General features: G+C 64.4%; 8 protein-coding genes. All 8 read left to right on the top strand.

Annotated features, from left to right (window positions below; all coding sequences use genetic code 11):
* The first annotated feature begins 56 nt into the window (after window positions 1–56).
* The 8 genes from ABGT79_RS09990 (at window position 57) to metG (ending at window position 14,470) form a co-directional block, all read left to right on the top strand.
* Entirely contained in the window at window positions 57–2,345 is a 2,289-nt protein-coding gene (locus tag ABGT79_RS09990) for an FAD-dependent oxidoreductase (protein ID WP_346666045.1), read from the top strand.
* Between the two features lie 157 nt (window positions 2,346–2,502).
* Window positions 2,503–3,732, top strand: a complete 1,230-nt coding sequence (locus ABGT79_RS09985) for an LL-diaminopimelate aminotransferase (protein ID WP_346666044.1) — start codon at window positions 2,503–2,505, stop codon at window positions 3,730–3,732.
* A 126-nt stretch (window positions 3,733–3,858) separates the two neighbouring features.
* Window positions 3,859–5,445 carry a sigma-54-dependent Fis family transcriptional regulator gene (locus ABGT79_RS09980; protein ID WP_346666043.1) on the top strand — a complete coding sequence of 529 codons (1,587 nt, stop codon included), beginning with the start codon at window positions 3,859–3,861 and terminating at the stop codon, window positions 5,443–5,445.
* A 366-nt stretch (window positions 5,446–5,811) separates the two neighbouring features.
* Window positions 5,812–6,213, top strand: a complete 402-nt coding sequence (locus tag ABGT79_RS09975) for a DnaJ family domain-containing protein (RefSeq protein WP_294488852.1) — start codon at window positions 5,812–5,814, stop codon at window positions 6,211–6,213.
* A 44-nt stretch (window positions 6,214–6,257) separates the two neighbouring features.
* Window positions 6,258–9,173, top strand: a complete 2,916-nt coding sequence (gene uvrA / locus ABGT79_RS09970; protein WP_346666042.1) for an excinuclease ABC subunit UvrA — start codon at window positions 6,258–6,260, stop codon at window positions 9,171–9,173.
* 2 nt (window positions 9,174–9,175) lie between these two features.
* Window positions 9,176–10,627: a DUF4139 domain-containing protein gene (locus tag ABGT79_RS09965; protein ID WP_346666041.1), complete on the top strand. Its 1,452-nt coding sequence runs from the start codon at window positions 9,176–9,178 to the stop codon at window positions 10,625–10,627.
* Between the two features lie 617 nt (window positions 10,628–11,244).
* Entirely contained in the window at window positions 11,245–12,435 is a 1,191-nt protein-coding gene (gene ricT, locus ABGT79_RS09960; protein WP_346666040.1) for a regulatory iron-sulfur-containing complex subunit RicT, read from the top strand.
* A gap of 82 nt (window positions 12,436–12,517) precedes the next feature.
* Window positions 12,518–14,470, top strand: a complete 1,953-nt coding sequence (gene metG, locus ABGT79_RS09955) for a methionine--tRNA ligase (RefSeq protein ID WP_346666039.1) — start codon at window positions 12,518–12,520, stop codon at window positions 14,468–14,470.
* Window positions 14,471–14,613: the final 143 nt, after the last annotated feature.

Below are 14,613 nucleotides of genomic sequence, written 5' to 3'. Positions count from 1 at the left end.
CATCATAGAAAGGCAACGCAATGTTTTCCATAGATACTCTTGTTCAGCACGAACGCATGTCTACGCAGGATCTGCTGCTGGCCATCGGCGAGGCCGTGGCCCGGGGCGAAACGGAATTCGACATCCATGCGTCCGGTCAGCACGACATCGGCGGCCCCCTCTGGAACGCCGAAGGCCGCACCCTGCGCTTCCATGTGACCAATCCCGGTCAGCGCGTGGGCTGCATGGGCCTCGATCACACCGAAATCGTGGTGGAAGGCTCCGCCCCCGCCGACGTGGGCTGGCTCAACTCCGGCGCGCGCATCACCGTGAAGGGCGACGCCGGCGACACCGCCGGTCACTGCGCGGCATCGGGCGTCATCTACATCGGCGGCCGCGCGGGCACCCGTTCCGGCTCGCTCATGAAGCACGATCCGCTCTACTCCGAGCCCGAACTCTGGATTCTCGACGGCACCGGCTCCTTCCCGTGCGAATTCATGGGCGGCGGCAAGATGGTGGTCTGCGGCCTCGACACCCCCGAAGGCGCTTCCGTGCTCGGCGAGCGCGCCTGCGTCGGCATGGTGGGCGGCGTGGTGTACTTCCGCGGCAATTCCGGCTCCTACGCCGAAAACGACGTGGCCGTGCACGATCTCGACGAGGCGGACATCGCCTTCCTCTCCACCGGTCTGAAGAACTTCCTGGACGCGGTGGACAAGTCTTCCGCGCTCGAAACGCTCAGCTGCTGGAGCGAATGGCGCAAGCTTCTGCCCATCAAGAGCGGCGATCACAAAAAGACCCGCATGAGCGTTTCCGACTATCACGCCAAAGAATGGGTGAAGGGCGGCATTTTCAGCGACGTGGTGAAGGACGACTTCCGCGTGAACAGTCTGGTGGCGCGCGGCGACTTCCGCCTGCGCGTGCCCTCCTGGGACAACGCCGCCACCGCGGCCCCCTGCGAGTATGCCTGCCCGGCCAGCATTCCCACGCAGAAGCGCTACAACCTGCTGCGCGAAGGCCGCACCGAAGAGGCCCTGCGCCTCGTGCTCGACTACTCTCCCTTCCCCGGCTCGGTGTGCGGCGGCGTGTGCCCCAACCCCTGCATGGACGCCTGCACCCGCGGCTGCCGCATCGACTCGCCCATCCAGATAGGCCCCCTCGGCCGTGAATCGGCGCTCATCAAGGTGGAAAAGCCCTCCGTGCGCACCGGCAGGAAGGTGGCCGTCATCGGCTCCGGCGTGGCCGGTCTCTCCGCGGCCTGGCAGCTCGCCCGCAAGGGTCACGACGTGACCGTGTACGAAGCCGACAAGGTCGTGGGCGGCAAGATCGAGCAGGTCATTCCCCGCGAGCGTCTCGATCACTCCGTGCTTGAAGCGGAAATCCGCCGCATCGAGGACATGGGCGTGCGCTTCGTCACCTCCTGCCGCGTGGACCGCGAAAAGTTCGACGCCCTGCGCAAGGAAAACGACGCCGTCGTGGTGGCCGTGGGCGGCACCAAGGCCAGAATGTTCAACTGGCCGGGCAAGGAACGCATCGTTCCCGGCATCGACTACATGAAGGCCGTGAACAAGGGCGAACATCCCGTCACGGGCAAAAACGTCATCGTCATCGGCTGCGGCAACGCGGGCATGGACGCCGCGGCAGGCGCCTATGCCGAAGGCGCGGAGCACGTCACCTGCGTCGACGTGCAGAAGCCCGCGGCCTTTGCCAAGGAAATCGCCCACATCGAATCCCTCGGCGGCAAGCTCGTGTGGCCCTTCATGACCAGGGAAATCACGCCCGAAGGCATCATCGACGACAAGGGTCGTCTTGTTCCCGGCGACATGGTCATCATCACCATCGGCGACGAGCCGGAAATCGACTTCCTGCCCGAAGGCGTGCGCACCTTCCGCGGCAGCTGGGTGGTTCCCGGCGACGACATGAGCATTCTGCCCGGCGTGTTCGCCGCGGGCGACGTGGTGAAGCCCGGTCTGCTCGTGACGGCCATCGGTTCCGGCGCGCAGGCGGCCAAGGCCGCCGACGCCTACCTCATGGGCAAACCCGCTCCCAAGGCAGATTCGCGCGACATGGCCTCCACCCGCCTCAGCCTGGAATATTTCTCCCGTGTTCACAAGGCGGATCTGCCCGCTCCCGCGGACGACTATTCCCGCTGCGTGAGCTGCGGCTCCTGCCGCGACTGCGGCATGTGCCTGCAATCCTGCCCCGAGAAGGCCATCTCCCGCGTGGAAATGGACGGCATCTTCGCCTACGTTTCCGATCCCGAACGCTGCATAGGCTGCGGCGTGTGCGCGGGCGTGTGCCCCTGCGGCGTGTGGACCATGCACAAGAACACGGAAATGACCTTTCCTGTGGAAGGCGCTTCGGCCTGACCCCTTCCGTTCCGGCGCATGTGCGCCGGAACGGAGCCGAACCGCCCGACCGGGGGGAGCGTTTCGCTCCCCTTCTTCCGGCGGAGCCTTGTGAAAAACGGCTCCGTCTTTCAAACGCACCAAACGCTCCGGCCGCGCCGGAGAACTGGAGAATATCATGCGCAGCATCAACAGCGCCTATGCGGGCCTTTCCGGCAACTATCTGTTCAGCGAAGTCGCCCGCAGGGTTCGCGCGTACAAGGAAAAACATCCCGAGGCCGACGTCATCAGCCTCGGCATCGGCGACGTGTCCCAGCCGCTGGTTCCCGCGGTCATCGAGGCCCTGCACAAGGCCGTGGACGAAATGGGCCGCGCCGAAACCTTCCGCGGCTACGGCCCGGAACAGGGCTACGCCTTCCTGCGCGAAGCCATTCTCAAGCACGACTATCTCTCCCGCGGCGTGAACCTCGACGCCGATGAAATCTTCATCAGCGACGGCGCGAAGAGCGACGTGGGCAATTTCCAGGAACTCTTCGGCGAAGACGCCGTCATTGCGCTTACCGATCCCGTCTATCCCGTGTACGAGGATTCCAACGCCATGGCCGGCCGCGGCGGCGTGCATGAAAACGGCCGCTGGAGCCGCATCGTGTACCTGCCCTGCACGAAGGAAAACAATTTCTGCCCCGCCCTGCCCGAAGAGCGCGTGGACGTGGTGTATCTTTGCAGTCCCAACAACCCCACCGGCACCGTGCTCGACAGAGACGCCCTGACCAGATGGGTGGACTACGCGAAGAAGAACGACTCGCTCATCATGTTCGACGCGGCCTACGAATCCTTCATCCGCGACGAATCCATTCCGCGCAGCATCTTTGAAATCCCCGGCGCGGACGAAGTGGCCGTGGAATTCCGCAGCCTTTCCAAGACCGCGGGCTTCACGGGACTGCGCTGCGGCTACGCCGTGGTGCCCAAGAAGCTCACGGCCCGCGCCGCCGACGGCACCGTGCTGCATCTGCACGACATGTGGCTGCGCCGCCAGTGCACCAAGTACAACGGCTGCCCCTACATCGTGCAGCGCGCGGCCGAAGCCGCCTTCATGGAACCGGCCAGAACCCAGATGAAGGCCGTGCTCGGCATCTACCAGAGCAACGCCGACATGATGCTCAAAACCTGCGCCAAGCTCGGCCTTGAAGCCTTCGGCGGCGTGCATTCGCCCTATGTGTGGCTGAGAACGCCCGGCGGAACGGATTCCTGGGCCTTCTTCGACATGCTGCTGGAGAAGGCCGGCGTGGTCTGCACGCCCGGCGTCGGCTTCGGCGCGAGCGGCGAAGGCTACGTGCGCCTCACCGCCTTCAACACTCCGGAACTTACCCGAGCCGCCCTTGAGCGGCTGGAAAAAGTCATCAAATAATCGCCGGCTCCGGACGCACCCCGCGCCATGTTGCCGGCGCGGGGCGCCCCCCCCGGCAACGCTTTCCCGCGGCGCGTCCGCCGCTGAACATTTCTCGCGGGCTTTTGCCCGCCACGGATCACTCCCATGCCCGACCACGAATTTTCTCCCAACTCGTTCGAACCCTATCTCGACAGTCTGCGGCACATCGTACACTGCCTTGAACCGGGTCTTCCCTTCCGGGAAGTACTGCGCCGGGTGCTCTGCTCCCTTTCCGGCGACATGCCCTTCGAGCGCCCTCACATCGTGGTACAAAACCCGGAAAACGGAAGCCTGCACCTCTCCATGGCCGAGGGACAGACTTCCGTTCCTCATCTCACCTACGCCCCGGGCAAGGGCATCACAGGCCAGGTGTTCGCTTCAGGCAAGCCCATCATCGTGGACTGCATGAAGAGCCACCCCGACTTTCTCAACAGGCTCTTTGAAAGAAGTGAAGAACAGCTCCGCACGCTGGCCTTCATCTGCGTGCCCGTCACCACGCAGAAGCGCTCCGGCGAGCCGGATTCCGGCCGCATCACCGTGGGCACCCTCAGCGTGGACACCCCCATGGCCGATCACGAAATTCTGGAGCTGCGCTGCCGTCTGCTCGAAGTGGTGGCCGCTCTGGTAGGACATCAGGTAGCCTGTCTGCAGGAAGACATGGTGCGCCAGGCCACCCACTACACCCGTCAGGACGACAGGCCCCTGCCCTCCGTGCTGCAGGCCATGCCCTCCATCGTGGTGCTCTCCAAGTCCATGAACCACGTGCTGCATCATGTGGCGCAGGTGGCTCCGAGTCAGACCACCGTGCTGCTGCGCGGCGAATCCGGTTCGGGCAAGGAACTCATGGCTTCGGCCATCCATCAGTGCAGCACGCGCGCCTCGCGTCCGTTCATCCGCCTCAACTGCGCCGCCCTTCCCGCCGACCTCGTGGAAGGCGAACTCTTCGGCTGGCAGAAGGGCGCGTTCACCGGCGCGCAGCAGGCGCGGCGCGGCGTGTTTGAACAGGCCGACACCGGCACCCTCTTTCTCGATGAAATAGGCGATCTCTCCCTGCCCGCGCAGGCCAAGGTGCTGCGCGCCATTCAGGAGCGGGAAATCGTGCGCCTCGGCAGCGAACGCCCGGTCAAGGTGGACGTGCGCCTCATCTGCGCCACGCATCAGCCTCTGGAAAAGCTGGTGGACAAGGGACTCTTCCGCGAAGACCTCTACTACCGCATCAACGTGTTTCCGCTGTTTCTGCCGCCGCTGCGCGAACGCAAGGACGACATTCTGCCCCTCGCGGAACATTTTCTGCACATGTTCTCCCGCAGCTACGGCCGTCCTGCCAGGCGCCTGTCCCCGCAGGCCGCCGACGCCCTGCTCGCATGGCACTGGCCGGGCAACGTGCGCGAACTGCAAAACGCCATGGAACGCGCCGTGCTATTGTGTGAAAACGAACTCGTCTGCCCCTGCCATCTTCCGCCGGCCCTGCGCTCCGCCGTGGGCGACGACGCTCCCGCCGAAGCGAACGGCCGCGCCCTGGGGTTCCACGAAGAAGTGGGACAGCTCGAAAAGAAAAGACTGGAAGAAGCGCTGGTGCGCAGCCGCGGCAACATTCATCAGGCCGCACGCGACATCGACATCACTTACCGCATCTTCTACTACAAGATGAAAAAATACGGCATCGACTACCGGCGCTATCTGGCCCGGTGACACCAGCCTTCCCGCACATGCCCTGCGGGATTCCCCTGCGCCGGATTTTCCCCCCCACACACAACCGGCGCAGGGACCACGTTTCCCTCCTCTCCTTCCGCGGCGGAGCGGCCTTCGGTCGCTCCGCCGCCCCTTGATCCCACGTCCGCCCGGTGCGCGCTCCCTCCGGGAAAGTTTTTCCCGCTCGCGCTCCCGGCTCCGGACGTTTTTTTATTTTTCCCGCTTCATCGCAGGATGCCTGCTCCGGGCCTTTCCGGGCCCTTTTGCGCCTTCGATCGCCCTGTTTCCCGCAGGCGCGCCCTGTTCCGATCATTGAAAAACACGGCGCTCCGGCGTATAGACAAAACGAATCCAAGGGAGGAAGGCATGGCGGAAGATTTCCTGCATTTCATGGCCAGCCAGGCCGAACGCCGCATTCAGGCCGCGCAGAAGGAAGGCGCCTTCGACCATCTTCCCGGCGAAGGCAAGCCCCTGAACTTCGAGGACGACAGCGCCGTGCCCGGCGAGCTGCGCATGGCCTACAAGGTGCTCAGAAACGCCGGCTACCTGCCGCCCGAACTTGCCGACCGCAAGGAAATAAACACCATTCTCGACCTGCTCGAACACTGCGACGAAGGCGCGGAAAAGGTGCGGCAGATGCAGAAGCTCGACGTCATCCTCATGCGCATGAATCAGCGCCGCGAGCGTTCCGTTGCCATTACCGAACACGATCCTTATTATGAAAACGTGGTGCGCCGCGTCACCCTTCTGAAAAAGGGCCGGCGCTGAACCGACGCCTTTTCCCTTCTTTTTCTCGAACCACAAGGACCATCATGACCCCCACGAAATACGCGGACCCCTGCATCCACATCGAGGGAGCCCGTCAGCATAATCTCAAGAACGTCAACGTCGATATTCCGCGCGATCAGCTCGTGGTCGTGTGCGGGCCTTCGGGCTCGGGCAAGTCCACGCTGGCCTTCGACATCGTGTACGCCGAAGGTCAGCGCCGCTACGTGGAATCGCTCTCCACCTACGCGCGCATGTTCCTGCCCAAGATGGACAAGCCCCTCGTGGACAAAATCGAGGGCCTCTCACCCGCCATTTCCCTGGAACAGCAGACCACCGCGCACAACCCCCGTTCCACCGTGGGCACGGTGACGGAAGTTTATGACTTTCTGCGCGTGTTCTTCGCCAGACTCGGCAAGGTGTACTGTCCGCACTGCGGCGCGCCCATCGAGGCCCGCGCTTCCGACGAAATCATTGCCGAAATCATGAACATGCCCGAAGGCGAGCGCATCATGCTCATGGCTCCGCTCGTGGAACTGCAGAAGGGCACTCACGCCGAACGCTTCAAGAAGCTGCGTGCCGAAGGCTTCGTGCGCGTGCGCGTAGCCACGCTCGGCGAAGAGCCGCAGATCTGCAATCTCGACGAAGCTCCCTCACTCGACAAGAACAAGAAGCACAGCATCGATCTCGTGGTGGACCGCCTCGTCATCAAGGACGACATGCGCACCCGCCTCGCCGACTCCGTGGAGCTCGCCCTGCGCTACGGCAAGGGCCGCGTCATCGTGAGCGCGCCGGGCAAGCCCGACGTCGTGCATTCCACCGAATCCGTGTGCCCGCGCTGCCACGTGAGCGCCCCCGTGCCCTCGCCGCAGCTCTTTTCGTTCAACAGTCCGCAGGGCGCGTGCCCGCAGTGCCTCGGCATAGGCACCGTGGTGGCCTTCGACGAAGGCCTCATCGCTCCCGACGAATCGCTCTCCCTGCGCCAGGGCGCGCTTGCTCCCTTCTCCTCGCCCTACTTCATGGCCAAGATAGGCAAGGCCCTCGAAGCCCTCGGCAAGCGTCAGGGCTTCACGCTCGACACGCCCCTCAAGGACTTTTCCGACAAGGCCAGAAAAGCCCTCTTCAACGGCGAGGCCGGAGGCATCACCCGCACGGGAAGCCTGCGCCGCAACTTCATGGGCGGCACGAGCCTCAACCGCGACGAGGGTTCGGAACCGCTTTCCACCTCGCACTGGCCGGGCGTCATGTACCTGCTTGAGCAGCGCATGAAGCGCGGCGACGCCTGGAGCGACATTCTCAGCCGCTACAGCTACGAAGTGGAGTGCCCCACCTGCCACGGCACGCGCCTGCGCAAGGAAGCCCTCTCCGTGCGCGTGAACGACCTCAACATCGAGGACTTCTGCAACCTTTCCATCGAACGCGCCCTCGAATGGGTGAAGGGACTCTCCTTCACCGGACGTCACGCCATCATCGCCGAGCCGCTCATCAAGGAACTCACCTTCCGCCTCGGCTTCATGGTCAACGTGGGCCTCGAATACCTCACCCTCGGCCGCTCCATGGTCACGCTCTCCGGCGGCGAAGCCCAGCGCATACGCCTCGCCTCGCAGCTCGGCTCAGGCCTTGTGGGCGTCACCTACGTGCTCGACGAACCTTCCATCGGCCTGCATCCGCGCGACAACGAACGGCTCATACGCACCCTGCGCAGCCTCCAGAAGCGCGGCAACACCGTGCTCGTGGTGGAACACGACGAAGCCACCATCTGCGAGGCCGACACCGTGCTCGAAATGGGCCCGGGTTCCGGCTCTCAGGGCGGCGAGCTCGTGTTCGCAGGCACGGTGAAGGAACTGCTCAGACATTCCGACTCGCTCACCGCGCGCTACCTGCGCGGCGACCTCACCATTCCCGTGCCGGAAACCAGACGCCGCTCCGACAAGTTCCTCACCCTGCGCGGCGTGACCACCAACAACCTCAAGAACATCGACTGCGCCATTCCCCTCGGCGCGCTCACCTGCGTCACCGGCGTGTCGGGCTCGGGCAAGAGCTCGCTCGTCATCGACACGCTCTACCGCCGCGTGGCGCGTCACTGCGGCCTGCGCACCGAACAGCCCGGCCCCATGAAGGGCGTGGAGGGCCTCGATCAGATAGAGCGCATCGTGTCCATCGATCAGACGCCCATCGGCCGCACGCCGCGTTCCAATCCCGCCACCTACACCAAGGTGTTCGACGACATACGCAAAATCTTCGCCATGACCCCCGACGCCAAAAAGCGCGGCTACACCGCCAGCCGCTTCAGCTTCAACGTGTCCGGCGGGCGCTGCGAAACCTGCAAGGGCGACGGGCAGATACGCGTGGAAATGCACTTTCTGCCCGACATCTTCGTCACCTGCGACGTATGCAAGGGACGCCGCTTCAACCACGAAACCCTCGAAGTGCGCTACAAGGATCTGAACATCTCCGAAGTGCTCGACCTCACCGTGCATGAAGCAAGGGAATTCTTCTCAAGCTACCCTGCCCTTGAACGACGCCTCGGCGTGCTCGAAGACGTGGGCCTCGGCTACCTGCGCCTCGGACAGGCGGCCACCACGCTTTCCGGCGGCGAGGCGCAGCGCATCAAGATATCGCGCGAGCTCGGCAAGAAGTCCCTGCCGCGCACCCTCTACATCCTCGACGAACCCACCACCGGCCTGCACATGCACGAAGTGGGCAAGCTCATCAACGTGCTGCATCGTCTGGTGGATCGCGGCGCCACCGTGGTGGTCATCGAGCACAACACCGACGTCATTCTCTCCGCCGATCACATCGTGGACCTCGGCCCCGGCGGCGGCGAAAACGGCGGCGCCATCATCGCGTCCGGCACGCCCGAGGAAATCATGGAGAATCCCGCCTCCATCACCGGAGCCTTTCTTGTTGAAGAACGCAAGAAACGACGCGACTTCCTGAACGCCATACTCAGCGAGGACTGATCATGAAACTCCGTCTCCTTGTTCTTGCGGCGCTGCTTCTCGCACCTGCCCATGCGCAGGCGAAACCCGTTTCCGTGGTGCTCTACCCCGCGGGCGCGCTCATCGCGGAAGAGGAGACCGTGCATCCGGAGGGCCGCGTCGTCCTCGCCCTTCCGGCGGGCGCGGATGCGGAAAGTCTTTCCGTGTCGCTCTCCTCCGGCGTCGTGCTGGAATCGAGGCTCAGCGTCAGACAGACGCCCTCTCCGGCCGTGGAAGCGCTTCAGCGCGAACTTGATGGCCTGCGCGGCGAGCTCTCCCGCGTGGCCGCCGAGCGCAAAAGCGTGTCCGCCGAGCGCCTCTTCTGGGCCGATCCGCCGACGGCCCCCGCCGACAACGCCCAGGCGCTCGAAGCGCTGGCGCAGGAAACGCGTCTTCGCCTTGCCGCGCTCGCGCAGAAGGAAACGGAGCTTTGCGCGCGCGAACGAGCGCTGGAAAAGGAAATGCAGAGCCTGAATGCGCGCATGCAGGCGCTCGGCAGTCACAACAGCGCCGTGCAGGAATGCGAGCTCGTCATCGACGGAAAGGACCCGGTCACCGCGCGCTGGACCTACTTTCTGCCCGGCGCGTTCTGGAAGCCGAGCTACCGCGTGTCGGCCGAAGAAAAGACGGGACTCGTGCGCATCGTCATGAACGCCGTGCTTCGTCAGGACAGCGGCGCGGACTGGAAGGACGTGGACGTGACCCTCGCCTCCGCCGAGGACGCGCGCAGCGTGGAGCCGCCCGCCCTGCCGATATGGACGGAAGGCGACGAACGCCCCCTGCTGCGCTCCGCAAACATCATGGCCGCCAAGGCCGCGGGCGCAGCAGACGTGCAGAGCCACGCCACGGGCGTTTACTGGCCGCTCGGCCGCCTGAACGTTCCCGCCGAGGGAGAGATCACGCGCCTTGCCGCGACCTGCGAGATTCCGGCCGAATTCTGCCGGCTCGTGCGTCCGCTCCAGGATACGCGGGCCTACTTCACGGCTGCTCCCGCCTCGGAAACGCTGCCGCTTCTGCCTGCGGGACAGGCCGTCTTCGTGGTGAACGGCATGGAAAACGCGCGCGGCACGTTCCGCCTGAACGCGGCCCGGAAGGAGCTCTTCTTCGGAGTGGATCAGCTTGTTTCCGTCGTGACGCAGGAACTCTCCGCCACGGACGCCGACGTTCCGGCCTCCATGAAGGCGCGGCAGCGGCGCTGGAAGGCGGATATTCTCAACAGGCACGACCGCGCCGTGGAGGTGCGCGTGGAAAGCTCCGCCCCCATTCTGCGCGACGCGCGCATGAGCGCCAAGGTCAAAAGCCGCCCCGCGCCCGAGCTCAACGAAGAAAGGGCCTGCTACGAATGGAAGCTGGAAGTGCCTGCGCACGGAACGTCGAGCATCGTGCATGAAGTGACCGTCGCCGCTCCGGCGGACCCCACCCCGGCGCTTCGCTGACGCCTTTTCCGGCGGAGGCTTTAGCCCGGCGCATCCTTTCTCCCAACGCATCTTTCCGCAACGCGCGCCCTCCGAAAACACACCCAGACCGGGAGAGCTGCGGGCACAAAACGGCTCCCTGGCGGGCAGCGCTTTCCCGTCGGCAGCCCTGCCCGGCGCTGCGAACATGCCGAGCTCCGCTCGCTGCCGTCCCCCTTCCGGACGGCGCCGACGGCTCCCCCGCGCCTGCCTCGGGGCTTGCCCGCCGCAGCGCGCAGGCAGCAACGCCGATCTCACGCCTTCGCAACGGCAATCTTTCCCGCCCCGCGGCAGGAACTCTCCGATACGCGGTGAGTCTGCCGGGCGATGGGGAACGAATTGTCCCCGGCCTCAGGGGGGGCGCCCGCCTCTTCGCCGTGAGCCTCTCCAGCCTGCGGCGAAGGAACCTTCCCCCGCCGTCCCGGGAGAAGACGAACGCCCGCCTCCGCGCCACTCCCGCGCCGTGCTCTCCCTGCCCGGCAACGGCGCGGCAGCGCGCCTTCGGGCATTGACAAGTCTTTTCCCGGAAGGGTATTCTTCCCACGATTCCCCGCGGGCCCTGCCCGCCTTTTTTCATCCTAAAAATTTTCTCGGTCATTATGAAGCAAACGATAGGCATACGTTTCAGCCGCTACGGACAGGTTCTCGCCTGCCTGCACGACACCGGAGACGACGCTCCCCTCGCCGTGGGCGAAAGCGCCATGGTCATGACGGAACGCGGTCTGAACTGCGGTCAGGTGGTCTGGCAGAGACCCTGGCAGGAAGACTTGGAACACGTGCTCAAGGCGGCCAACGTGGCCGTGCAGAGCATGAGCGGCCCGGACTCCGACGAGAACGGACAGGACGACGATCACGCCGCGCCCATGCCCTCGGCCCGACGCGCCACCGAAGAGGAAAAGCTCGCCGCGCAGGACAACGCCGTGCTTTCCCGCGAAGCCTATCAGTTCTGCCGCCGCTGCATCGCCGACCGCAAGCTCGACATGAAGCTCGTGGACGTGGAAATTCTCTTCGACCGCAGCAAGATGGTCTTTTTCTTCACCGCGCCTACGCGCATAGACTTCCGCGATCTGGTCAAGGATCTCGTGCGTCAGTACCGCACCCGCATCGAGCTGCGCCAGATAGGCGTGCGCCACGAAACCCAGATGCTCGGCGCGCTCGGCAACTGCGGCATGGTGTGCTGCTGCCGCCGCTATCTGCACAAGTTCGCGCCGGTCACCATCAAGATGGCCAAAGAGCAGAATCTCTTCCTCAATCCGGCAAAGATTTCGGGCATCTGCGGCAGACTTCTGTGCTGCCTGAGCTACGAACAGGAAAATTACGACGCTTTTCACAGAAGCTGCCCGCGCCTCGGCAAGCGCTATCAGACCACCGAAGGCCCCATGCGCGTGCTGCGCAGCAACATGTTCCGCAATTCCGTGGTGGTTCTTCCCGACGGCGGTCAGGAAACGGAAATGAGCCTCGAAGACTGGCAGGCCCTCAAGCCCACGCGCGCCGAAGTGCCCCCCGCGCCTTCCGCCAAGGAACAGAAGCCCCAGAACGGCAACGGCATGATGGTGGTTTCCGCCGCGCCCGAAACCCTCGACGACGACCTCGCCGGTCTCGAACCCGTGGACGGCGCACAGCCCGTGTCCCACGAGCCCAGCATGATGAATTCCGAAGAGGCCACGCATCGCAGGAGGCGTCCGCATCACCATCAGGAGCAGCACGACAGAAGCCGCCGTTCCCGCCCCGCGCGCGAGCCGAAGGAACCCGCCTCGAACGACGACGCCTCCGACCGGAGCGCGCAGTAGCAAACGCCCTGCGGCCGACCTCCTTTTCCGGCAAAGCCCGCCGGCACGACAAAGAAACAACGCTCTTTCAGCAGGAGTTCCCGTGAAAACCTACTACATCACCACGCCCATCTACTATGTCAACGCCCGCCCTCATCTGGGCCACGCGTACTCCACCATTGTGGCCGACACGCTCAAGAGATTTCACCGCATGCTCGGCGAAGACGCCCGCATGCAGACCGGCACCGACGAACACGGGGACAAGATAGTCAAGGCCGCCACCGCCGCCGGCGTGACCCCGCAGGCCTTCGTGGACGACATTTCCGGCGTGTTCCGCAACCTGTGGCCCAAGCTCGGCATTGAAAACGACGGATTCATCCGTACCACCGATCCCGATCACATGAAGGCCGTGCAGGTGCTGCTCCAGCGCCTCTACGACAAGGGCGACATCTATTTCGGCGAATACGGCGGCCACTACTGCTACGGCTGCGAACGCTTCTACACCGAAAAGGAACTGGAAAACGGCCTCTGCCCCCAGCACCTGACCAAGCCCGAATACATCAGCGAGAAGAACTACTTCTTCAAAATGTCCAAGTATCAGGATCAGCTTCGTCAGTACATCCTCGATCATCCCGACTTCATCCGTCCCGAGCGCTACCGCAACGAAGCCCTCGCCATGCTCGAAGGCGGCGTGCTGGAAGATCTGTGCATTTCTCGTCCCAAGTCGCGCCTCACCTGGGGCATCGAGCTGCCCTTCGACAAGGACTACGTGAGCTACGTGTGGTTCGACGCGCTTGCCAACTACATCACGGCCCTCGGCTGGCCCGACAACGAAAACGACGAATCCGGCAACTACAGAAAATACTGGCCCGGCGAACATCTCGTGGCCAAGGACATTCTGAAGCCCCACGGCATCTTCTGGCCCACCATGCTCATGGCCGCGGGCCTGCCCCTCTACAAGCATCTCAACGTCCACGGCTACTGGCTCGTCAAGGACACCAAGATGTCCAAGTCGCTGGGCAACGTGGTCGATCCGCTCAAGGCCGCCGAACACTTCGGCCTCGACGCGTTCCGCTATTTCCTGCTGCGCGAAATGAACTTCGGCTCCGACGCCTCCTATTCGCCGGAAGCCATCATCACCCGCGTGAACGCCGACCTCGCCAACGACCTCGGCAACCTGTTCAGCCGCGTGCTCTCCATGAACGCCAAGTACTTTGCGAGCAAGGTTCCCGCGCTCGGCAATCAGCTTGAAGCCGACGACATTCTCTCCGAAACCACGGACAACGCCGCCGCCAACTTCGTGCAGCTCTTCGGCGAACTGCGCTTCTCGCAGGCCCTCGACGCCCTGTGGACCGCCGTGCGCGCCATGAACAAGTACGTGGACGAACAGGCCCCCTGGACCCTCGCCAAGAACGGCGACACCGAACGGCTCGGCACCGTGATCCGCACGCTGCTGGAAAACATGTACAAGGTGGCCTACCTCATCTGGCCCGTCATGCCCGCCTCTTCCGCTACCATGCAGGCGCAGCTCGGCCGTCCGCAGGGCCCGCTTTCCGAAGCCGCCCTGAACGACGTGCTGCACTACCGCATGCACCTGCGCACCGGCCTTGAAATTGCGGCCTCCTCCAACCTCTTCCCCCGCCTCGAAATGGAAAAGGAAGAAGCTCCCGCCAAGCCCAGGAAGGAAAAGAAGGCCCCCGCTCCCAAGGCCGCGCCCGCGGAAACCGGCCCCAGGGCTCCCATCGAATTTGCCGACTTCCAGAAGCTCGACCTTCGCGTGGGCACCATTCTCGCCGCGGAGCAGCATCCCAACGCCGACAAGCTCCTGCGCTTCGACGTGGACCTCGGCGAAGACAAGCCCCGGCAGATCGTGTCCGGCATCGCCGCGCACTTCAAGCCCGAAGACCTCGTGGGCAAGAAGGTCGTGGTGGTGGCCAATCTGCCTCCGCGCAAGCTGCGCGGCCTTGAATCGCAGGGCATGATTCTCACCGCCGAGTTCGACGGCGGCCTCTCCCTGCTCACGGCCGACGCGCCGAGCGGCTCCTCCATCGCCTGAGCCTGAACAGCAAGCACGACAAAGGGCGTCGTTCCCCGAAAGGGAGCGACGCCCTTTGTGCACGCCGAGGTGCGCAAGATGGCGGATACGGCCTGATCGAAGGCTCGCCGCGCCTTCTGAGCGCGCTCAGAGCGCCGGTCCGA

This window comes from uncultured Mailhella sp., assembly GCF_963931295.1.
Classification (GTDB): Bacteria; Desulfobacterota; Desulfovibrionia; order Desulfovibrionales; family Desulfovibrionaceae; genus Mailhella.
Note: the sequence above shows the minus strand (reverse complement) of the source record. Positions and strands in the feature narration are given on the sequence as shown.

Excerpts from the sequence above, each read along its gene's own strand:
- ABGT79_RS09990 (WP_346666045.1), top strand. The coding sequence starts at position 57 with ATGTCTACGCAGGATCTGCTGCTGGCCATCGGCGAGGCCGTGGCCCGG.
- ABGT79_RS09985 (WP_346666044.1), top strand. The coding sequence starts at position 2,503 with ATGCGCAGCATCAACAGCGCCTATGCGGGCCTTTCCGGCAACTATCTG.
- ABGT79_RS09980 (WP_346666043.1), top strand. The coding sequence starts at position 3,859 with ATGCCCGACCACGAATTTTCTCCCAACTCGTTCGAACCCTATCTCGAC.
- ABGT79_RS09975 (WP_294488852.1), top strand. The coding sequence starts at position 5,812 with ATGGCGGAAGATTTCCTGCATTTCATGGCCAGCCAGGCCGAACGCCGC.
- uvrA (WP_346666042.1), top strand. The coding sequence starts at position 6,258 with ATGACCCCCACGAAATACGCGGACCCCTGCATCCACATCGAGGGAGCC.
- ABGT79_RS09965 (WP_346666041.1), top strand. The coding sequence starts at position 9,176 with ATGAAACTCCGTCTCCTTGTTCTTGCGGCGCTGCTTCTCGCACCTGCC.
- ricT (WP_346666040.1), top strand. The coding sequence starts at position 11,245 with ATGAAGCAAACGATAGGCATACGTTTCAGCCGCTACGGACAGGTTCTC.